Source organism: Agrobacterium sp. 22-226-1, from assembly GCF_053522345.1.
Map to the genome: position 1 here is coordinate 89,643 of NZ_JBNWCP010000016.1, position 19,660 is coordinate 109,302.

A 19,660-nucleotide genomic window follows, 5' to 3' on the forward strand; every position below is an offset into this window, starting at 1 on the left:
CGGAAATTGTTGCGGATGTTACTCACCAAAACGATTCATGCAAACAAAAGTTGAAAACTTAATTCAGAATAGTCGAAAATAATATCGAACGCATCTGAATGGGTGCATGGCCGGCGGTTCGGCACGGGAAAATCCAGGGTGCGCGCCCTGTTTTCTTCAACCATCCGCAACCGGGGATAATCTGCAGGCAAGATCGTCGGAAATCCTGTCGGCGGTCTCGCGTACCAGAGGGGCCCATTTGCGAAGCTGTTCCACATCCACGCGATAGGCCGGACCGGTGACGGAAATCGCCGCGCGAAAATTGCGGCCGGGCGCCCGGACGGGTGCTGCGACGCAGTGAATTCCGATCTCGTGCTCCTGAAGGTCGAAACCGTAGCCATTGTCGCGAATGGTCGCCACCTCCGCCATCAGCGCTTCCGGCGTCGTGACCGTGCTTTCCGTGAAGCGATGAAAATCCAGCTCCGCGGCCAGCTGCGCCAGTTCTTCGGCTGACAGCAGCGACAGCGCCGCCTTGCCCACGCCGGTGCAATAGGCTGGCGAGGTTTTGCCGACCTGCGAATGCATGCGCAATGTATGCTGCCCCTCCATCTTGTCGAGATAGGTGACCTGTCTGCCGTTCAGCACGGCGAGATGCACCGATTCCTGTGTCACTTCCTGCAACGCCGCCAGATGGGGGGCCGCGACGCTGCGCAGGTCGTTGCCGCTCCAGGCTTTCGCGGCCAGTTGCAGCAACCTCAGCCCCACGGCATAGGTCTGATCGGCAGCGTGATCGACAAGGCCTTCGGCGACAAGATGGGCGAGCTGGCGGTGAACCGTGCCGCGCGGCTGGCCGCAGGCTTCGACCACATCGGTAAAGCGCATCGGTTTTTCAGCAAAGGCGATCAGCTCCAGCAGCGAAACGGCCTTGCCGAGCGTGCCCGTCTCAACTCCGGTTTTCCGTTGCGTCACCGGAACCGCATCAGGCTTTTGCCTATTGGGCTTTTTATTATCGGGCATGGCAACATCCACCATCATCTGCCTTGACATAAGCGTGACGCCAAGAGAATAATTCCATTTAGTAAAATCTAGTTCCAAATAATGGAACAATCAAGCCTTTCATGGACGAGATGACGCCGATGACGCAAGCCCAATTTCCGGACCTCAAGGATGCGGGCGTGCTCGTCACCGGCGGCGGTTCCGGCATCGGGGCATCGCTGGTGGAAGCCTTTGCGATGCAGGGCGCGAAGGTTTCGTTCATCGATATCGCCGAAGAGCCGAGCCTGGCGCTCGTCAAGCGGCTTGCAACGACGGCGCCGCATCCGGTCCACTTCTTCAAGACCGACCTTCGCGATATTGCGGCGATCGGCAAGACGGTGGAGGCCGCGGCCTCCGCCACCGGTGGCATCAAGGTGCTGGTCAACAACGCCGCCTGGGACGACCGCCACGACATAGACACGGTGACGGAAGCCTATTGGGACGCCAATCAGGCGGTCAATCTCAAGCAGATGTTTTTCACGGTTCAGGCAGCCCTGCCCTATCTGCGGCAGGCGAAGGACGCCTCCATCGTCAATTTCTCGTCCATCTCGTTTCTGCTCAACATGGGCGAGCTGCCCTCCTATGCGGCGGCCAAGGCCGGCATCATCGGGCTGACGAAAAGCCTCGCCGGCCGGCTGGGGCCGGAAAATATCCGCGTCAACACGCTGCTGCCCGGCATGATCGTGACGGAGCGGCAGAAGGAACTATGGCTGACGGATGAGGGCATTGCCGCCACCACCGCGCGGCAATGTCTGAAACGCACGCTCGTCGCTGCCGATCTGGCGGGCCCGTGCCTGTTTCTCGCATCATCGGCATCGGGCGCCATCACGGCGCAATCCATAATCGTAGACGGAGGCCTCCTATAATGTCCGAACCCGCTTTCATCGCCGTCGACTGGGGTACGACCAGTTTCCGGCTCTGGCTCATGAGCCGATCGGGCGCGGTGCTGGCGGAGCGCAGAAGCACGGAAGGCATGACTACTGCCATGCGGACCGGTTTTGCCGATGTGCTGCAATCGCATCTCGACGCCATCGGCGCGCCGGAAGGTTTGCCGGTTCTCGTCTGCGGCATGGCAGGCGCGCGGCAGGGCTGGGTCGAGGCGGGTTATATCGACGTGCCGACATCGCTTTCGGCGGTTCTCGACGGTGCGGTTCGCGTGCCGGGCCAGGCGCGGGATGTGCGCATTTTGCCGGGGCTAGCGCAACGGGATGAAAACGCGCCCGACGTCATGCGCGGCGAGGAAACCCAATTGCTTGGCGCTCTCGCCTCCTCGGACGCCGGTGAAAAGCTCGTCTGCATGCCCGGCACCCATTCCAAATGGGTGACCGTCAAGGATGGCGGCGTGACGGGTTTCGCCACGTTCATGACCGGCGAACTCTTCGAAGTCGTCTCGAAACAGACGATCCTTTCCCATGCGGTGGCCGAGGCCGAAGCCTTTACCGGCGAGCATGAGGCTTTCACGGCGGCGGTGCGAGACATCTATGCCAATCCGCAGCTTGCGACCAATCGCTTTTTCACCCTTCGCTCCGGCCAGTTGCTGCATGGCCTCACCGCCACCGATGCCAAGGCCAAGCTCTCCGGCATCATGATCGGGCTGGAAATCGCCGGCGCGCATTCCACCGCACGACGCGAGACGCCGGTGGTGCTGATCGGTTCCGGTGCGCTCGGTGCGCTTTACGAAGGCGCCTTCACCGCCCTTGATATCCACTATACGGTCATCGATGCAGACGAGGCCGTGCGGCGCGGATTGCTGGCCGCTGCAAATGCCATCTGGCCATAAGAAGAAAGATCGACCATGCGTATTCCCTTCCCTTCCATCAAATATCCGCTGATCGCCATCCTGCGCGGTCTGAAACCCGAGGAGACCGAAGGCGTCGTCGGCGCGCTGATCGAAACCGGCTTCCGGGCCATTGAAATTCCGCTCAATTCGCCCGATCCGTTCCGTTCCATCGAGATCGCCGCAAAGATGGCGCCCGCCGATTGCCTGATCGGCGCTGGCACCGTGCTCAGCGTGGAAGACGTGGCCTCGCTGGATGCGGCCGGCGGCAAGCTGATGGTGAGCCCCAATGCCGATGCCGATGTGATCGTTGCCGCGCGCGTCAAGGGCATGGTGACGATGCCGGGCGTTCTCACCCCCACCGAGGCGCTGGTGGCCGCGAAGGCCGGCGCGACCGGGCTGAAGTTCTTTCCCGCCAGCATCATCGGCCCCGCCGGCATCAATGCGATCCGGACGATCCTGCCGAAGGATTTGGTCATCGCCGCCGTCGGCGGCGTCTCGGACAAGAATTTTGCTGAATATACCTCGGCCGGTATCGTGGCTTTCGGGCTTGGCACAAGCCTTTATAAGCCGGGCATGACGGCGGCGGAGGTGCGCGAACGCGCCACTGTCACACTTTCAGCCTATGATGCAGCCATCGGAGGATAAGAGCTTGGCGACTGTTTTTCCCTTTGCCGGACGTGTTCTGGACGAGACGCCGATGCTGCTCGGCGAAGGCTCGACCTTCGATCCTGCGACCGGCACCGCCTGGTGGTTCAATATTCTCGAGCGGGAACTGCATGAGCTGCATCTCGCCTCCGGCCGCAAGACCGTGCACGCTTTGCCCTTCATGGGTAGTGCGCTCGCCAAGGTCAGCGACAGCAAGCAGCTGATCGCCTCCGATGACGGGCTTTTCCTGCGCGACACGGCAACCGGCGTGCTGACGCTGCATGCGGAACTGGAAAAGGATTTGCCCGGCAACCGCTCCAATGACGGTCGCATGCACCCCTCCGGCGCGTTGTGGATCGGCACCATGGGCCGTAAGGCGGAGACCGGCGCGGGCAGCATCTATCATGTCGCGAAGGGCACCGTGACGAAGCTGTTTGCCGAGATCAGCATTCCGAATTCAATCTGCTTCTCGCCCGATGGCGCGACGGGATATTACGTCGATACCAAGGTGAACAAGCTGATGCGGGTGCCGCTCGATGCCGAGACCGGCCTTCCCGCAGGCAAGGCTGAAGTCTTCATCGATTCCACCGGTATCAAAGGCGGCATCGACGGATCGGTCTGCGATGCCGAAGGGCATATCTGGAACGCCCGCTGGGGCGTGGGTGCTGTGGATCGTTACGATACGGACGGCAATCACATCGCCCGATATGAGGTGCCCGGCGCACAGACGACCTGCCCGGCCTTCATCGGCCCCGACGCATCGCGCCTTCTCGTCACCTCGGCGCGCGAACATCTCGATGACGACGCCATTGCCGCCAATCCGCAGCATGGGTTGACGTTCGAGCTGGGGATTGAGGTGAAGGGCCGGTTCGAGCCGCTTTATAGGCTCTAAGGCGCGGGTTCGGAAAAACAGCGCCTGGAACGCTCAATGTAATGGCGTTCCAGAATCCCTCATTCCTGTGCGTGTCACAGGAATCCAGTCAGCCCAAGTCCTTGGGCTGGAAGGAGTCGTTTCGCCGCGCAGACGCGCGTCGGCTGGATTCCTGTGACAAGCACAGGAATGAGGGCTGGTGAGCTCGACCCCGCCCTATAGTCACCCGGTTTTCAGGAAATATCCGACAATATCTCGCGGTAATTCTCGTGCAGATACCGCTGGGTCGCGGCGGCATCGGCGGGGCGGCCGTAGAAATAGCCCTGCCCCATGGCGCAGCCGAGTGCGCGCAGCTTTTCCTCTTCCGCCCGTTCTTCGATCCCTTCGGCCACGACCTCGAGATCGAGCCCTTCGCACATGGCGACGATGGCCTTGATGATATGTTCCGAGGGGCGGTCGCTGCTGATACGAGAAACGAAGGCGCGATCGATCTTCACCTTGTCGAAGGTGAAATCGCGCAGGCGGCCGAGGCTCGACTGGCCGGTGCCGAAATCATCCAGCGAAATGCGAACGCCGGCGCTCTGCAATTCGCTGATAATGCGCTGGGCGGTATCGGCGGAAGTCATGACAGCCGTTTCGGTGATTTCAAGCTCCAGCCGGTGCGGGTCGAGACCGACACGCGAGAGGATGGAGAGAATATTGTCCGCCGTGCTGGGGTCCATCAATTGCGCGGAAGAGAGGTTGAAGGACAGGAAGAGTTCACGCGGCCAGAACAGGGCCGCCTCTGCCGCCTTTCGGAGCAAAGCTTCCGACAGCGCATCGATGAAACCGCGCTCTTCCGCAAGCGGCACGAAAACAGCGGGCGATACGAAACCGAGGTCCGGATCGTTCCAGCGGGCCAACGCCTCGAAACCGATGACCTTCGCCTCTTCCAGCCTGACGATGGGCTGGAAATGCACATCGATGGCATCGGTGATGATGGCATTTCTGAGCGCCTGTTCCAGTTGCGTGGCGCGCTTCATTTCCTGCGCGATTTCGCGCGAATAGACGGTGATCTGGCCGCGGCCACGTCTCTTGGAGCGATAGAGCGCCGTCTCGGCGCTTTTCAGCAAATCCTCGAATTCATCGCCGGCGAAGGGATAGATGGCGAAACCGAAGGAAGAAGACAGGCGAACGTTACGGTCGCCGAGATCGTAAGGGGCCGAAAGCACGTCCTTGATCATGTTGCCGATGCGCTCGGCACCGGTGCGCTCGAACACCAGCGGCAGCACGAAGGCGAATTCGTCGCCGTCATGGCGCGTCACGACCGCGCCATCGGGAATGCAGGCCTTCAGCCGGTGCGCGACCTGGCAGAGGATTTCATCGCCCGCCTGCACACCGAACAGATCATTGATGGGTTTGAAGCCGTCTATATTGGCGATGCCGACCGTAAAGGGCGCCGGATCGCTGGAGCGCTCGCTGGCAAGCATGCGAATCTTGTCCCGCAGACGGTAGCGGTTGCCGAGCCCCGTCAGCGGGTCGCTGTAGGCCATCGCCTGCAGCTCGTTCTGGCTGACCTGCAACGTTTGCGGCTCTGCCCGTTTCATTCCTGCATCTCGTGAATCCTGTGTCGACCGCGCTCACAATGCAGGGCAAGTATTAAAAAAGCCATAGCCTCCCGACAAAGGCAATGTCAGGCCTGCAGCCGCAGGACATCCTTACCGAAAAGCCGCAGGAAAACCGCCTCGACCATATCCGGGCTGACGGGTTTCAGCAGCATGTCGTCCATGCCCGACGCGCGGCATTTATCGAGATCGCCCTCAAAAGCGTGGGTGATGACGCCGACGATGGGAATGTGCTTTTCGCCGCAAAGGCCGCGCATGCGGCGCGCGACTTCGAAGCCGTCGATATCGCCCAGCGTCGTGTCGAGCAGGACGGCGGAAGGCGGCTGTTCGGCAAAGAGACGCAGCGCTTCCTCGCCCGAGGTGGCGAGCCGCCAGGAAAGCCCGAGGCCCTCGAGTATCTGCGAAAAGACGATCTGGTTGACCCTGTTATCCTCGACGAGAAGTATCTCGCAGACGCCGCCGGTCTTGAGGATTTCAGGCAGGTCCTCCGTCATGATCTCCCAGTCCTCGTCGGCGGCTTTCTCCTTCGGGGACGATTGCAGCCCGGCCGCAAGATAATGCAGCAGCGAAGCGTCTATCTCCTCTTCCTCGATGGTGACGACGGGCAGATCATGCGCGGCGGCAATATCGAGGCAGGCGACGCTCATCTGGGCGTCGACAACGACCACATCGATGCTCACGCCGGCGGAGGTCGCGACATCGATGAAGGCGCGCTGCTCGTCCTCGCTCGTCACCGCCGCATGGTCCATGCCGCCCGCCGTCAGCCGGCGACTGGCGGCTTGCGCAAAGCGTCCGTTTTCAGAGACGATCAGCACCGCCTTGCTCTTTAAAACCCCACCGCGATTGTCCGTTTCTTCGTCCTTGCCATAGGTGGAGGCGACGAAAGGGACATGTTCGAGCGAGGGGATGACGGGCGTGCCGTTGGCATCGATGGTGGCGAGAGCGGTTACGTCCTCCATCGTCGTTACCAGGAAATATCGGCCGGGCCTGCCCACACGCTGCTTGCGGGTGATGGTCAGCACCTCTTCGCCGTTCAGCCGCCGCACCCTTTCGGGGATGACGCTCGGCGTGCCGCTATCCAGCACCATACGATCGGCAATATCGATCCGTCCGGCGACCTTGCGCGAGTGGAGATCGAAAACGGTGCGGCCGAGAATGCTCTCGGGGCTGGTTTCGACCAAAGCGCAGGCGGATTTGTTGACGGCGGCATAGGCCATGTTCCGGTCCTTGACGAAGACGGGAAACGGCAGATTGTCGAGAATATCCTCGATGAGCTGCACGCGCTCGAGGTCGATGCGCCATTGCTCTTCGCGTTTCTTCTGTTCGGAAATATCGGCAACCACGCTGATGCCGAGGCCGGATGGCAGGCGGTTCATGACGAAGCGCAGGAAGCGTTCTCCCTTCAGCCGCTCGGTTTTTTCCGATCTTTCCTTCCAGTGCAGCGCCAGCCGCTCGCCGATCCATTCCTCCCGGCCGAGCGGGCGGGCATTGGCGGAGAGACTTTCCGCCTCGAGCAGATAACAATCGTAAAGCGCGCTCAGATAGTCGCGCAGCCGCGCGCCCGGGCCGATGACGGCCTCTTCCAGCGGAAAAAAGCTCAAGAGTTTCCGGCTTGCGAAAATAATGTGATCGTTCCGGTCGTAAACGACGATCGCCGCGCCAAGCGCGTCGCAAAGGGCATCAAGCATCACCGTATGAACGCCCGCGCCAGAGGACGCCAAATCACTCAACTGCAAACTCCCGCCTGTTTTTCAGGGGTCAGGCTTATGTTTCTAGTGGAATCGTCCAGGGCAGATGCCGGGATGAAACGAAAAATTCCGAAAAAGAGACATCAGGGTTTGCAACTTGAAGCAGTCTTGAGGGGAAGATGACGCTCACCCATATTCGACGTCACACACCGCCCGGCGAAGGCGGCCCCGTTCCTGCGGTCATTTCAAGCCGCCCCACCATAATCAAGGCCGATTAAAGGCGGATTAACGCTTAACGCCATGTTGACGGAAATGATCGAATGCCAGACAGGCCGCAAAACATGTGCAAATTTCCGCAGTTCGAGTTTTTTGCTTTCGAAGCCACGGCGAATCCGCGAAAATGACGATCATGGCCATCAAGCAGCTTCCAGAAACCCTCATCAACCAGATCGCCGCCGGCGAGGTCATCGAAAGACCCTCCAGCGCCACGAAGGAACTGGTGGAAAACGCCATCGATGCGGGCGCGACCCGGATCGAGATCGCCACGGCGGGCGGCGGCAAGGGGCTGGTGCGGATTACCGACAACGGCTCCGGCATGTCGCCTGCCGATCTGGAGCTTGCGGTCAGGCGTCACTGCACCTCGAAGATTTCCGATACGCTGGACGATATCCGCACGCTCGGGTTTCGCGGCGAGGCGCTGCCCTCCATTGGCTCCGTCGCCAAGCTGACGATTACCAGCCGGCAACAGGGTGCGGAACAGGGTTCGGTGATTTCCGTTACCGGCGGTAAGGTGTCCGATGTACGGCCCGCCGCCTCGAATGCCGGCACCATCGTCGAAGTGCGCGACCTGTTCTTCGCCACGCCGGCGCGGCTGAAATTCCTGAAAACGGAACGCGCCGAGGCCGCCGCCATCACCGAAGTCGTCAAACGGATGGCGATCGCCTTTCCGCATATCCGTTTCGTGCTCTCCGGCACCGACCGCTCGACGCTCGAAATCCCTTCGACCGGCGACGACCATCTTGCCCGCATGGCGCAAATCCTCGGTGCCGAGTTCAAGGACAACGCCATCGAAATCGATGCCGGGCGCGAGGATGTGACGCTCTCCGGTTTTGCCGGTGTGCCGACCTTCAATCGCGGCAACTCGGCGCATCAATATGTCTTCGTCAATGGCCGCCCGGTGCAGGACAAGCTGCTTTTATCCGCCATTCGCGGCGCCTATGCCGAAACCGTGCCGCATGGGCGATATCCGGTCGCGGTGCTGTCCATCACACTCGATCCTGCCTTTGTGGACGTGAACGTGCACCCGGCGAAATCCGATGTGCGTTTTCGCGATCCCGGCCTCATTCGCGGGCTGATCGTCGGCGCGATCCGGCAGGCGCTGACGCGCGACGGCGACAGGGCCGCAACGACGGGTGCGAGCCAGATGATGAACGCCTTCCGCCCCGGCTACAGCCCGTCCGGCCTCCGGCCCTCGCCTTCCATGGCAGCCCCCGCGCCGTGGTCCGCCGCCACCTCGCCCTCCCGGCCGCTTGCGGTTTCAGGGGACATGCAATTTGCGGAGGCCGTGCAGTCACGCTTTTCCGATATCACCATGCCGACGGCGCGGGCCGAGCCTCGGGACACTTATGAGACCGCCGCAAGCCCCTCGCCGGAGCCTGTCCTTTATCCTCTCGGAGCCGCGCGGGCGCAGCTGCACGAAAACTACATCATCGCGCAGACGGAAAACGGCCTCGTCATCGTCGACCAGCATGCCGCGCATGAGCGGCTGGTGTTCGAACAGATGCGCAATGCGCTGCATTCCAGGCGGCCGCCTTCGCAGGTGCTGCTCATCCCCGAGATCATCGATCTGCCCGAGGAAGATTGCGACCGGCTGATGGACCACGCAGCCGGTTTCGATGCGCTGGGGCTCGTCATCGAGCGTTTCGGGCCGGGCGCCGTCGCCGTCCGCGAAACGCCCGCCATGCTGGGCGAAGTCAATGTGCAGGGGCTGGTGCGCCAGCTTGCCGACGAGATCGCCGAATGGGACGCCGCCTCCACGCTTGCCAACAAGCTGGAATATGTCGCAGCCACCATGGCCTGCCATGGCTCCGTGCGTTCCGGCCGGCGCATGCGGCCGGAGGAGATGAACGCGCTTCTACGGCAGATGGAAAACACGCCGGGTTCCGGCCAGTGCAATCACGGCCGTCCGACCTATATCGAACTGAAACTTTCCGATATAGAACGGCTCTTCGGCCGTAGCTGACGCTTTCATATACGCACGAACGGTGGGGCTGGCCTTGCGCCGCGCCGGGCTATATAAATTTGAGATACTGGAGCACCCAATTGTTCAGGAAAACGCTGCGCCGTTTCGGACTGGGTGCCCTGACGGGACAGAGCAGGAGACGAAAACGGATGAACAGATTTGAAGGAGGCGGCAACCGCCTCGCCGTCATCGAATATCTCGACGGTGACTTCCGCATCGTCCAGACCGGCTCGCACGTCATCTGCGCCATCACCGGCAAAAGCATTCCTCTCGATGAGCTGCGCTACTGGAGCGTGGCGCGGCAGGAGGCCTATGTGGATGCGGCGGCTTCGCTGGAAGCCGAAAAGAAGGCTGGAAATTTGCCGGCGTGAGTTGGGAAGCGGCGCGTTGCGTATGGCGCGTTTGCCTTCCCTCATCCCTGTGCTTGTCACAGGGATCCAGCCAGCCCAAGTCCTTGGGCTGATAGGACTCTTTCCGCCACGCAGACGCGCGTCGACTGGATTCCTGTGACAAGCACAGGAATGAGGAGAAGTGGGTATACGGCGGTTTATCTTCTTCGGTACTCTAAACCGACGTCCGCGCATTGTCCCGTAGCAGGCGCGCACGGCAGTTCCTCACCGCCGTATCGATGATCGTCGCGGCCGCGTTGGGGTCGTCGAACACCATGTCGATTTCGATCACCAGGCTGTTCCACAGCAATTCTTCCGCCCGGCCGTGGTGTCCGTTAAGCCGCACGGCGTCCTTGGCCGTCGTCACCAGTTGCAGGTTCTCTTTGCCGGCGTCCTGTAGAAGATCGGCAATCTCGTCATCGCTGAAATGATGATGATCCGGGAAAGAGCGCTGCAGTACGATGTCGCCGCCGAGCGCCTCGACGGTTCGATAAAACTTGGCCGGGTCGGCGATGCCCGCATAGGCCAGCACGCGCCTTCCCCTGAAATCCTGCGGCTCCTGTGGCGTGATCGCCGCAACGAAGACGGGTTTGGCAGCCTTTGCCGCCTGCCGGACCAGGGCATCGGCCGCATGGCCTTTGCCCACCTTCAGGAGCCCGGTCATATGCCGCATCTGTTCGGCAAGCGGCGCCCTCACCGGACCGCCCGGCACGAGATGGCCGTTGCCGATGCCACGCATCGTATCGATGACGACAAGCGCATAATCCAGCGTCAGGCGTGCGCTCTGGAAACCGTCATCCATGATGATGAGATCGACGCCTTCCTTCACCAGCCGGTGTGCGCCTTCCACGCGCTTGCGGGAAATGACCGTGACCGCCTCTCGCGCCAGGAGCAGCGGCTCATCGCCGACATCGGCCGAGCGGTGCTGTCCGGGATCGACAAGGGTGGTGACATCGAGCGTGCCGCCGTAACCGCGGCTGAGAAATCCGGGTTTCAGGCCCTTTGCGACGGCGGCTCTCGCAATTGCCATCGCCGTCGGTGTCTTGCCGGCGCCACCCACGGTGAAGTTGCCGATGCAGATGACCGGAACGGCAACGCTTGCCCTCTTCGCGGTTCGCATCCGCCGGCCGGCGATCTTGCCGTAAAGAAGCGAGAAAGGAGACAAGAGCCACGCCTGCCATCCCGCTTTCTGCCACCAGAACGGCGGCGCTTCAGAAACCATCTATTCCCGCTCCCGGCCGCGTCGCCCACGGCATTCCGTTCGCCCGTCACATGTCAGGAGGTTGTTTGCCAGAAAAAACCGTAAATTGCAAAAATGGAATAAACGGGTTTGATGGAGCCGCACCCGGCCCGGCGGAAATTCCACCGGGTTCAGAGAGCCCGTTCCGGCAAAAGCGCTTCAAGCGCCGTGATGTCGTCGAAACAAAAATCGGCATCGGCGCCAAGGCTTTCGCGTGAGCCTGTTCCGGTCAAAACGGCGATACGCAGACCGGCACCGGCATTCTTCGCCATGTGCAGATCGTGATTATTGTCGCCGACCACCGCCACACGCTCCGGCGGGAAGCCTATCGCCTCGCAGAAACCGAGAACCATGCCGGGCTGCGGCTTGGTGCCGTAACCGCTGTCATATCCCGCGACAAAATCGACGTCCTTTTCGAAACCGAAGCGGATGGCCGTCTGGCGGATGGAGTTTTCATTGTCGCTGGAGGCGATGCCGAGCTTGTAGCCGCGCGCCTTCAACCTTGCGAAAAACGCCTTGAGATCGGTGACTGGTACGGATTTATCCGCCGCCTCGGTGAACAACCGGTCGAGGCGCGCCGTCAGTTCCCCGACATCGCAGGGCGAGCCGGCGGCAACCAGACCGGCGGCGATTTCCGCCGTATTGCCGGCGGCCAGAAGGCTGTCCGGCACCACATGACCGGTAACGGGGTCCATGCCGCAGGCGGAAAGAAGCCGGTCGGCAAGAACGGGATCGCCCTTGGCGGCAATCGCCGCAAGCTCGCGGTTCACCGGACCCCAGCTGGCGTCATAGCCCAGAAGCGTGCCGTCCTTGTCGAAAAGGACTGCGGCGATCGATTGCGCCGCTTTGAGTTCGATATCCGCTACCATGAACCGATGGCGCTCCGCGGTTGCAGCTTGGCGGAAACGGTGAGCGGATTGATATAGGGTTCCAGCGCCTTGACGGTGGAGGACAGCGCACCGCGCATATCCTGAATGACCCGGTTGCCCGCATCGATCATCTTGTAACGCTCATTGTCGTTGACCAGCAGATAATGCACCGCCTTGGCCAGCATTTCCACATCGCGGATGATACGACCGCCGCCGGCGCGGATCAGTTTCTGATAGGCCTCGCGGAAATTCTGCACATGTGCGCCAGAAAGGACGGCGCAGCCGAGCATCGCCGGCTCCAGCGGGTTCTGCCCGCCCTCGGCAGTCAAAGAGCGGCCGACGAAGGCAAGCTCGGTCAGCCGCAGGTAAAGCCCCATTTCACCGATGGAATCGCCGAGGAAAATATCGGTTTCCGGGGTGATCACGTCATTGCGGCTGCGGCGGGCGACCGAAAGATTCATGCCCTTCAGCATCGCCTCGACATCGTCGCCACGCTCGGGGTGGCGCGGCACGATGATGGTCAGTTGCCCATTGCGCGACTTGATCGCCGCATGCACGGTGGCGGCAGCCTTCTCCTCGCCGTCGAAAGTGGAGATGGCGGCCCATGTCTTGCGATTGCCGACCTGCTTGCGATAGCTCTCCAGAAGCGCCTCGTCGCAGGGCGGCGGGTCGGTGTCGCCCTTGAGGTTGCCTGAAATCACCACCGGCCAGGAGCCGAGATCGCGGAAACGTTCGGCATCGAGATCGGACTGCGCAACCACCAGCGCCAGCTTGGAAAACAGCGATTCAGCAATGTCATGCCGGGCTTTCCAGCGGTCGAAGGAACGGTCGGAGAGGCGCGCATTGACCCGGATTTGCGGAATGTGCCGGCGCTCCAGCTCCATCATCGTCACCGGCCAGATTTCCGATTCAGCGGTGATGGCGGCATCCGGCGCCCAGTAGGTCAGGAAACGGTTGACCGCGATCTTGATATCGAGCGGCACATATTGGTGGATCACATCGTCGCCGAGCCGCGTGCGGGTCAGTTCGGCCGACGTGACGGTGCCGGTGGTCAAAAGCACGAAGATATCGCGCTTGCGGATTTCGCGGATCAGCGGAATAAGCGCCAGAGTTTCGCCCACGCTTGCGGCATGGAACCAGACCAGCGGCCCACGCGGGCGCTCGGCGCTCGCATAACCGAAGCGTTCGAGCCGGCGGCGCTTGTCTTCCTTGCCCTTCGCCGCCCGGTAGGAAAGATAGGGCTTCGCGAACGGGTAAGCGGCGATACCGGCAATGCGGTAACCGGAAAGAGCGAAACGTGCGATACGGCTGCTCATGACATTCTGCCCTTGATCATTCCGCGCAATGCCCTTCCCCTGTTTTTGGTTGTTATCGCCGCCTACTTCTTCTCAAATTGCGTCATTTTTTGTCATCGGAAACGAAAGCGCGATCACATTTTCTCGCCCCGGTATTCCCGGCCTGCGCCGCTCGCGCAGGAATCACGGGAAAACTCGCTTTCACCCAATAGTATTACAACGCAAGGGCAAAAGGACTCAAATTTTGTCGTCCGGATTGAGAAGACGGTGCATATGCACGATAAAATAACGCATATGGGCGTTATCGACAGTCATTTGCGCCTTGGACTTCCATGCGGTGAGCGCGGAAGCATAGTCCGGATAGATACCGACGATATCGAGCGCCTTCAAATCCCGGAACTGAACATCCTGAAGGTTTTCCAGTTCGCCGCCGAATACGAGGTGCAGCAGCTGTTTCTGTTTGCCAGATTCCGTCATGTCTTTGTCTCTTTCTTAAACTCTGAGAGAGGCATTCATCTGCGGGATTTCCCGGCAAACGTCAACTGTCAGACAGATGTGAAAACGCTTTCAAAAGTGCAGGCAGCGCATAATCTGCTGCGGCGCACAATGCGGGGTGGTTCACCTGCTGGCGATTATACATCAGAGGTTTTCCATCGAGCCCGACCAGCCGGCCGCCGGCCTTCTCCAGAATGAGGTCGGCGGCGGCGAGATCCCACTCGTGCGAGTTGGCCTTGACCAGCGTTCCGTCGATGCGGCCATCCGCCACCATGGCCAGCCGGTAGGCGAGCGAGGGCACGTGCGGAATGCGCTTGACGGTGCCCCGCACCTCTTCCGGCAGATGCGCGATCACGTCTTCGGGCGCCGCCAGATGGAAGATGCCGGCGTTTTCGCGCGCGGCAAAAACGGGCGCCCCGTTTTTCAGCGCTTCGCCGCCTTCAAATGCGGTGAATTCCTCGGCAAGCGCCGGGGCGACAAGGGCCGCGACCACCGGCCGCCCCTCGTGCACCACCGCGACGCTGACGCACCAGGTATCCCGGCCGCCGATGAAGGCGCGGGTGCCATCGATGGGGTCGACAACGAAGACGGTGGAGCGGGAAAGCCTGTCCGTATCGTCATCCGTCTCTTCAGAGAGCCAACCATAATCCGGCCGGGCGGAGCGCAGGATGGTTTCGAGAATTTCATTGGCGGCGTAGTCGGCCGCGCTGACCGGCGAAAGCCCGCCATTCTTCCACCAGACCTCGGGATCCTTGCGGAAGAAACCGAGGGCCGTCTCGCCCGCCTTGCGGGCGGCTTCGAGGACCAGCCTCAGATCGGAGGCCCAGCGGGCCTCAGCCATATCGTTCATTTTGCCGTCTTTTCCGCGCGCCTCACACGGCGCGCCCGTTTTTCTTTTCGCACTTGCACACAAAGTGCCGGCGAAAACAACCCGCAGGCCGTCTCACTTGCCCGCGATCGTCATGCCTTCAATGGCGAGCGTCGGGGCCGCGACGCCGTATTTGCGGTCGATATCGTTAGCCGGCGTGACCCGCATGAACATGTCCTTCAGGTTCGACGCGATGGTGACCTCGGAAACCGCGAAGGTCTTTTCACCGTTCTCGATCCAGAAACCGCTCGCCCCGCAGCTATATTCACCCGTAATCATATTGGCGCCGTGGCCGATCAGCTCGGTGACGTAAAAGCCGGTTCCGACCTGTCGCAGCAGATCCTCCGGCGAGATGTCGCCCGGCTCCAGCGCCAGATTGGTGGAGGCCGGCGAAACCGCCGTGCCGCCGCGCACGCCGCGACCGTTGGTTTCAAGGCCAAGCTCCCGCGCCGCCGAGGTGGACAGGAACCAGTGCTTGAGAACACCGTCCTCAATCATCGTCATCTTCTCGCCGCGCACGCCCTCGCCATCGAAGGGACGCGAGGACGGGCCGCGCACGATCTGCGGATCGTCGGTGAGATAAAGGCCCTTTTTCAGAACCTGCTGGCCCATTTTATCGCGCAGGAAGCTGGTCTTGCGGGCAACCGACGCGCCGTTGATGGCGCCGGCAATCGCACCGACAAAGCCGCGGGCGATGCGCGGATCGAAAACCACGGTGATGTTGCTGCCGGTATCAACCTGACGCGGGCCGACACGGCGCACGACTTTTTCACCGGCGCGGCGGCCGATTTCTTCGGCGGCATCGAGATCGGCATAATAAAGACGGCTGTCGAAATCGTAGTCCCGTTCCATCTTCGTGCCTTCGCCGGCGATGACGCTGACGGAACGGCTGAAGCGGCTGCCCATATAGCTGCCGGAAAAACCGTGGGATGTGGCAAGCACGAGGCCGCCCATGCCGCTCGATGCGCCGGCGCCGGAGGAATTGCTGACGCCCTTGACGGCAAGTGCTGCCTCTTCCGAAGCAAGGGCTGCCTGACGCAGCTGATCGGCCGACACTTCCGTCGCATCGAAAAGCTGAAGATCGTCATAGGAAGTGGCCAGCCGTTCCTTGTCCGCAAGGCAGGCAAAGGGGTCTTCCGGCGAAACCTTCGCCATGGCCACGGCCCGTTCCGCCAAGGTCTTCAGGTCGAAGCCCGGATTGGCCGAAACGCTCGCCACCCGGCGGCCAACGAAGACGCGCAGGGAAAAATCGTCGCTTTCGGAGGATTCGGTGCTTTCCACCTTGCCGAGCCGCACGCCGACCGATTGCGAGCGGGAGCGGACGACAACGGCATCCGCCTCATCCGCACCGGCGGCGCGGGCAAGATCGACAAGCTGGCTGGCGCGATCGAGAAGTTTGGAAGAATCTATTTCTGAGGACATGAGTTGGCCTTTCATTCCTGTTCCATTTATTGTGCCAGGAACCCCGCATCAAGGGCGAAACGCCGCTTTCTCCATTCGGACGGTATTGTCGCCACCCTATTCGAAAGTCCGCCCGCATGACCGAGCACGACGCTCTCTTTTCCGAACCCCTGCTGCTTCTGGCCGGCGCGGTCATCGCGGCCTCGGTTTTCCGCAAGCTGGGGCTCGGCACCGTGCTCGGTTATCTGGTGGCGGGCATCATCATCGGGCCGTTCCTGCATCTGGTCACGGATGCGAAGGACATCTTCAACGTCTCGGAACTCGGCGTCGTTTTCCTGCTCTTCATCATCGGGCTCGAACTGAAACCGTCGCGCATCTGGCAGATGCGGCGCGATATTTTAGGGCTCGGGATGGCGCAGGTGCTGGTGACGGGCAGCGTGCTGGCGGCGATTGCCTGGTGGGCAGGGCTGATCGACTGGCGCGGCAGCCTCGTCGCCGGTTTCGGCCTTGCGCTTTCCTCCACCGCCTTTGCGCTGCAAATCCTTGCCGATGACGGCGACATGAATACGCGGCACGGCAACCGGTCGTTCTCGATCCTGCTGTTTCAGGACCTCGCCATCGTGCCGCTTCTCGCCCTCGTCACCATTCTTTCCAACCGGCCGGATGTGCCGACGGATTCCATGGTGTCCGATCTCATCGCCTCCGTCGTTGCCGTGGCCGGCATGGTGCTGGCCGGGCGGTATCTGCTGACGCCAATGTTCCAGATCATCGCCCGCACCGGTGCGAGGGAGGTGATGATCGCCGCCGCCCTCTTCGTCGTCATCGGCGCCGCCGCCATCATGGAGGCGGTGGGCTTGTCGATGGGCATGGGCGCGCTGCTGGCGGGGCTGATGCTGTCGGAATCCTCCTACCGACATGAGCTGGAAGCCGATATCGAGCCGTTTCGCGGCCTGTTTCTGGCGCTGTTCTTCATGGCGGTCGGCATGTCGCTGCATATCCATATCGTCTATGAGCATATTCTGCTCATCCTGATCGCCGTGCCGGCGATGATGGCGGTGAAGGCGGCGCTGATCTATGGCCTTTGCCGCATCGCCGGCTCGTCGCGTTATGCATCGAGCCGCATCGCGCTGCTTCTGGCCCAGGGCGGCGAATTCGGCTTCGTGCTCTTCACCACCGCTGCCGCCTCCGGGCTGTTTCCGCAGGCGACGGCCTCGATCCTCGTTGCCGTCGTCACGCTTTCCATGGCGCTGACGCCGCTTCTGGCGGTGATTTCACGCCGGCTGACGGCGGAGGATGCGGAAGAGGACAAACTGGAGGAGGATTTCGACGGGGCGGGCGCGGATGTGCTGATGATCGGTTTTTCCCGCTTCGGCCAGATCGCCTCGCAGATCCTTCTCGCCGGCGGGCGCGACGTGACCGTCATCGACAGCTCGGCCGACCGTGTGCGCCAGGCCGCCCGTTTCGGCTTCCGTATCTTTTTCGGCGATGGCACCCGCAAGGACGTGCTGATCGCCGCCGGCATCGAACGGGCCGATCTCGTTGCGGTCTGCACCCACAAGAAGGAGGTGACCGACCGTATCATCGACATGATCCAGTCCGAATTTCCGAGCGTGCGCATCTATGCCCGCTCCTATGACCGCGTGCATTCCCTCGATCTCAGGAAAAAGGGCGTGGAATATGAAATCCGCGAGACGCTGGAATCGGGCCTGCTGTTCGGCAGGCGCATTCTGGAAGGGCTGGATATGGATGGCGAAAGGGCGCTGGCGATTGCCGACGACATTCGAGAACGTGACGAAGAGCGGCTTCAGCTGCAGGCCGTGGAAGGCCTCGCCGCCGGCCGGCAGATGTTGCACAACAAACCGGTGCGCGAGGTGAAGCCCGAACCGCTGATGAAGCCGAAGACCAAGGCGGAAAAGTGGGAAGAAGAAGAGGATACGGAGGACAGCGAGACGGAAGTTTCGCTATGAATTGAGTTCAACTTAGTGACTGGAAGAGCGCCACTTGTTTCTTCTCCCCGCCGGGGAGAAAAAAACTCGCCTCATTCGTCAAGCCTCCACAGCCTGCCCGCGGTGAAACAGTTCCACCTGCATCTCGATCTGCCGTTTCAGATCGTCCTTGATGCCGGCCGATGCGTTCAGCACCTCTTCGGACTTCAGGAAATCCAGCACACCGAAACGGTGCACCGGCGGGCGCAGGAAAATATGTGGCGGACGTAACCTCAGTTTCAGGGCAATCGCCGCCTGCATCATCAGCTGGCTGGCGCCGAACAGGCTGTCCAGCCGGTTCGGCATGGTGGTTCCGTCACCTTCCGGGCCACCGACGACATCGACGCCGATGACGATATCGGCGCGGTCCAGCAGATGCTCATAGGGCACCGGATTAAAAATGCCGCCGTCGATCATGATGCGGCCATCGATACGCACCGGCATGAACAATGCGGGAATGGCGGCAGATGCGGCCAACGCCTGGATGATCTCGCCGCGTTCCACCACCACTTCGGTCTGGGCGTAATAATCCGTGGCTATCACTTTGAGCGGAATGGCAAGCTCGGAAAAATCCTTCGGCAGAGCCTGCGGCATCAGGGCGTGCAGGATGAGTTCGAGGTTGAACTGCCCGAGGCGAAAACCGTCCACCGCATGGCGCATCGATGCCGGGCCGAGGCTCCAGAGCCGGTTGGCAACCGAGCCTTTTCGTCCCATCAGCTCAAGCGTGTATTCACGGATTTCCCGGCCGGTCATGCCGGCCGCCATGCCCGCGCCGATGATGGAGCCGATGGACGAACCGGAAATCGCAACGGGCCGGATGCCGAGTTCGTCCAGCGCCTCGATGACGTTGATGTGGCAGATGCCGCGTGCGCCGCCGCCGCCGAGCGCCAGTCCGAAAGTCGGCTCATGGCCGCCCGCGCCGTCACCTTCGAGAACCTCTTCCCCGGCGCGGACGATCGTTATGCTCTCGTTTGCACCCTGCTCCATGCGAATACCCAAATTCTTTCCACGGCAAAGACTCTGCCTATTGCGCAAACAAGACAAGACCGTGGCGTGACGGGAAACGCTGCTGTTAGAGCGTTCTCGCTTTTCTTCGAATCGCGAAAACACTCTAACTCTTTGTTACGTCGCATTTCCGGACGGAAAACCGGGCTCCACTTTTCCTGGAAATGCTTTAGGCTGAATCGACATTCACCGCATCCATATGATGGCTGCGGCGATTTGTATGAAGCTTAGGAAGTGTGTTGCGCGCCTGTCAAATCGAGTTGCGATGC

The 19,660-nt window shown here is 61.4% G+C and carries 17 protein-coding genes; 7 read left to right on the top strand and 10 right to left on the bottom strand.

The annotated features are described in order from the left end of the window. Window positions 1–156: 156 nt before the first annotated feature. On the bottom strand, window positions 157–1,026 hold the full coding sequence (locus tag ACQZ5K_RS22440) for an IclR family transcriptional regulator (protein ID WP_448741443.1): 870 nt from the start codon (window positions 1,024–1,026) through the stop codon (window positions 157–159). A 71-nt stretch (window positions 1,027–1,097) separates the two neighbouring features. Here ACQZ5K_RS22440 and ACQZ5K_RS22445 point away from each other — a divergent pair, with 71 nt between their 5' ends. From ACQZ5K_RS22445 to ACQZ5K_RS22460, 4 genes are read left to right on the top strand one after another with little or no spacing between them, the layout of a single operon-like run. After that, complete coding sequence (locus ACQZ5K_RS22445; protein ID WP_162935924.1) at window positions 1,098–1,880, top strand: SDR family NAD(P)-dependent oxidoreductase; 783 nt, start codon at window positions 1,098–1,100, stop codon at window positions 1,878–1,880. After that, on the top strand, window positions 1,880–2,794 hold the full coding sequence (locus ACQZ5K_RS22450) for a 2-dehydro-3-deoxygalactonokinase (RefSeq protein WP_433821950.1): 915 nt from the start codon (window positions 1,880–1,882) through the stop codon (window positions 2,792–2,794). The genes ACQZ5K_RS22445 and ACQZ5K_RS22450 overlap by 1 nt, the downstream gene beginning before the upstream one ends. A 15-nt stretch (window positions 2,795–2,809) precedes the next feature. Then, complete coding sequence (locus ACQZ5K_RS22455) at window positions 2,810–3,439, top strand: 2-dehydro-3-deoxy-6-phosphogalactonate aldolase (protein ID WP_003521032.1); 630 nt, start codon at window positions 2,810–2,812, stop codon at window positions 3,437–3,439. Window positions 3,440–3,443: 4 nt separating this feature from the next. Next, on the top strand, window positions 3,444–4,331 hold the full coding sequence (locus tag ACQZ5K_RS22460) for an SMP-30/gluconolactonase/LRE family protein (protein WP_448741444.1): 888 nt from the start codon (window positions 3,444–3,446) through the stop codon (window positions 4,329–4,331). A gap of 212 nt (window positions 4,332–4,543) precedes the next feature. Here ACQZ5K_RS22460 and ACQZ5K_RS22465 read toward each other — a convergent pair whose 3' ends face one another. Both ACQZ5K_RS22465 and ACQZ5K_RS22470 read right to left on the bottom strand, forming a co-directional pair. Continuing rightward, window positions 4,544–5,896, bottom strand: a complete 1,353-nt coding sequence (locus tag ACQZ5K_RS22465) for a putative bifunctional diguanylate cyclase/phosphodiesterase (protein ID WP_003521030.1) — start codon at window positions 5,894–5,896, stop codon at window positions 4,544–4,546. Between the two features lie 86 nt (window positions 5,897–5,982). Further along, window positions 5,983–7,602, bottom strand: a complete 1,620-nt coding sequence (locus ACQZ5K_RS22470; RefSeq protein WP_448741456.1) for a response regulator — start codon at window positions 7,600–7,602, stop codon at window positions 5,983–5,985. Window positions 7,603–8,011: 409 nt separating this feature from the next. Between ACQZ5K_RS22470 and mutL the strand changes: the two genes are divergently transcribed. Together mutL and ACQZ5K_RS22480 are read left to right on the top strand one after the other, a co-directional pair. Next, the gene (mutL, locus tag ACQZ5K_RS22475) at window positions 8,012–9,844 is read left to right on the top strand and encodes a DNA mismatch repair endonuclease MutL (RefSeq protein WP_448741457.1); all 1,833 of its coding nucleotides are present in this window, start codon (window positions 8,012–8,014) and stop codon (window positions 9,842–9,844) included. Between the two features lie 149 nt (window positions 9,845–9,993). Next, window positions 9,994–10,215 (top strand): DUF2093 domain-containing protein, encoded by a 222-nt coding sequence (locus ACQZ5K_RS22480; RefSeq protein WP_020809536.1) that lies wholly within the window; start codon window positions 9,994–9,996, stop codon window positions 10,213–10,215. Window positions 10,216–10,408: 193 nt separating this feature from the next. Here the strand turns inward: ACQZ5K_RS22480 and lpxK are convergent, their stop codons facing one another. The 6 genes from lpxK to ACQZ5K_RS22510 all read right to left on the bottom strand — a co-directional run bounded on the left by lpxK (window position 10,409) and on the right by ACQZ5K_RS22510 (window position 16,422). Then, on the bottom strand, window positions 10,409–11,455 hold the full coding sequence (gene lpxK / locus ACQZ5K_RS22485; RefSeq protein ID WP_448741445.1) for a tetraacyldisaccharide 4'-kinase: 1,047 nt from the start codon (window positions 11,453–11,455) through the stop codon (window positions 10,409–10,411). Window positions 11,456–11,604: 149 nt separating this feature from the next. Continuing rightward, on the bottom strand, window positions 11,605–12,342 hold the full coding sequence (locus ACQZ5K_RS22490; protein WP_448741446.1) for an HAD family hydrolase: 738 nt from the start codon (window positions 12,340–12,342) through the stop codon (window positions 11,605–11,607). Then, on the bottom strand, window positions 12,336–13,658 hold the full coding sequence (waaA, locus tag ACQZ5K_RS22495) for a lipid IV(A) 3-deoxy-D-manno-octulosonic acid transferase (protein ID WP_003521024.1): 1,323 nt from the start codon (window positions 13,656–13,658) through the stop codon (window positions 12,336–12,338). Before waaA ends, ACQZ5K_RS22490 begins: the two co-directional genes overlap by 7 nt. A gap of 216 nt (window positions 13,659–13,874) precedes the next feature. Beyond that, window positions 13,875–14,114 carry a DUF4170 domain-containing protein gene (locus tag ACQZ5K_RS22500; RefSeq protein WP_003521023.1) on the bottom strand — a complete coding sequence of 80 codons (240 nt, stop codon included), beginning with the start codon at window positions 14,112–14,114 and terminating at the stop codon, window positions 13,875–13,877. A 61-nt stretch (window positions 14,115–14,175) separates the two neighbouring features. Further along, entirely contained in the window at window positions 14,176–14,982 is an 807-nt protein-coding gene (locus ACQZ5K_RS22505) for a 3'(2'),5'-bisphosphate nucleotidase CysQ (protein ID WP_448741447.1), read from the bottom strand. 93 nt (window positions 14,983–15,075) lie between these two features. Beyond that, window positions 15,076–16,422: a TldD/PmbA family protein gene (locus ACQZ5K_RS22510; RefSeq protein ID WP_448741448.1), complete on the bottom strand. Its 1,347-nt coding sequence runs from the start codon at window positions 16,420–16,422 to the stop codon at window positions 15,076–15,078. Window positions 16,423–16,538: 116 nt separating this feature from the next. Here ACQZ5K_RS22510 and ACQZ5K_RS22515 point away from each other — a divergent pair, with 116 nt between their 5' ends. Next, window positions 16,539–18,368 carry a monovalent cation:proton antiporter-2 (CPA2) family protein gene (locus ACQZ5K_RS22515; RefSeq protein ID WP_448737369.1) on the top strand — a complete coding sequence of 610 codons (1,830 nt, stop codon included), beginning with the start codon at window positions 16,539–16,541 and terminating at the stop codon, window positions 18,366–18,368. A gap of 78 nt (window positions 18,369–18,446) precedes the next feature. On the opposite strand, the gene ACQZ5K_RS22520 is transcribed toward ACQZ5K_RS22515, so the two are convergent. Further along, window positions 18,447–19,373 (bottom strand): patatin-like phospholipase family protein, encoded by a 927-nt coding sequence (locus ACQZ5K_RS22520; protein WP_448741449.1) that lies wholly within the window; start codon window positions 19,371–19,373, stop codon window positions 18,447–18,449. Between the last annotated feature and the right edge of the window lie 287 nt (window positions 19,374–19,660).

Coding starts and splice junctions, on each gene's coding strand:
- ACQZ5K_RS22440 (WP_448741443.1), bottom strand. CDS start 1,026: ATGTCAAGGCAGATGATGGTGGATGTTGCCATGCCCGATAATAAAAAG.
- ACQZ5K_RS22445 (WP_162935924.1), top strand. CDS start 1,098: ATGGACGAGATGACGCCGATGACGCAAGCCCAATTTCCGGACCTCAAG.
- ACQZ5K_RS22450 (WP_433821950.1), top strand. CDS start 1,880: ATGTCCGAACCCGCTTTCATCGCCGTCGACTGGGGTACGACCAGTTTC.
- ACQZ5K_RS22455 (WP_003521032.1), top strand. CDS start 2,810: ATGCGTATTCCCTTCCCTTCCATCAAATATCCGCTGATCGCCATCCTG.
- ACQZ5K_RS22465 (WP_003521030.1), bottom strand. CDS start 5,896: ATGAAACGGGCAGAGCCGCAAACGTTGCAGGTCAGCCAGAACGAGCTG.
- ACQZ5K_RS22470 (WP_448741456.1), bottom strand. CDS start 7,602: ATGCTTGATGCCCTTTGCGACGCGCTTGGCGCGGCGATCGTCGTTTAC.
- mutL (WP_448741457.1), top strand. CDS start 8,012: ATGGCCATCAAGCAGCTTCCAGAAACCCTCATCAACCAGATCGCCGCC.
- ACQZ5K_RS22480 (WP_020809536.1), top strand. CDS start 9,994: ATGAACAGATTTGAAGGAGGCGGCAACCGCCTCGCCGTCATCGAATAT.
- lpxK (WP_448741445.1), bottom strand. CDS start 11,455: ATGGTTTCTGAAGCGCCGCCGTTCTGGTGGCAGAAAGCGGGATGGCAG.
- ACQZ5K_RS22490 (WP_448741446.1), bottom strand. CDS start 12,342: ATGGTAGCGGATATCGAACTCAAAGCGGCGCAATCGATCGCCGCAGTC.
- waaA (WP_003521024.1), bottom strand. CDS start 13,658: ATGAGCAGCCGTATCGCACGTTTCGCTCTTTCCGGTTACCGCATTGCC.
- ACQZ5K_RS22500 (WP_003521023.1), bottom strand. CDS start 14,114: ATGACGGAATCTGGCAAACAGAAACAGCTGCTGCACCTCGTATTCGGC.
- ACQZ5K_RS22505 (WP_448741447.1), bottom strand. CDS start 14,982: ATGAACGATATGGCTGAGGCCCGCTGGGCCTCCGATCTGAGGCTGGTC.
- ACQZ5K_RS22510 (WP_448741448.1), bottom strand. CDS start 16,422: ATGTCCTCAGAAATAGATTCTTCCAAACTTCTCGATCGCGCCAGCCAG.
- ACQZ5K_RS22515 (WP_448737369.1), top strand. CDS start 16,539: ATGACCGAGCACGACGCTCTCTTTTCCGAACCCCTGCTGCTTCTGGCC.
- ACQZ5K_RS22520 (WP_448741449.1), bottom strand. CDS start 19,373: ATGGAGCAGGGTGCAAACGAGAGCATAACGATCGTCCGCGCCGGGGAA.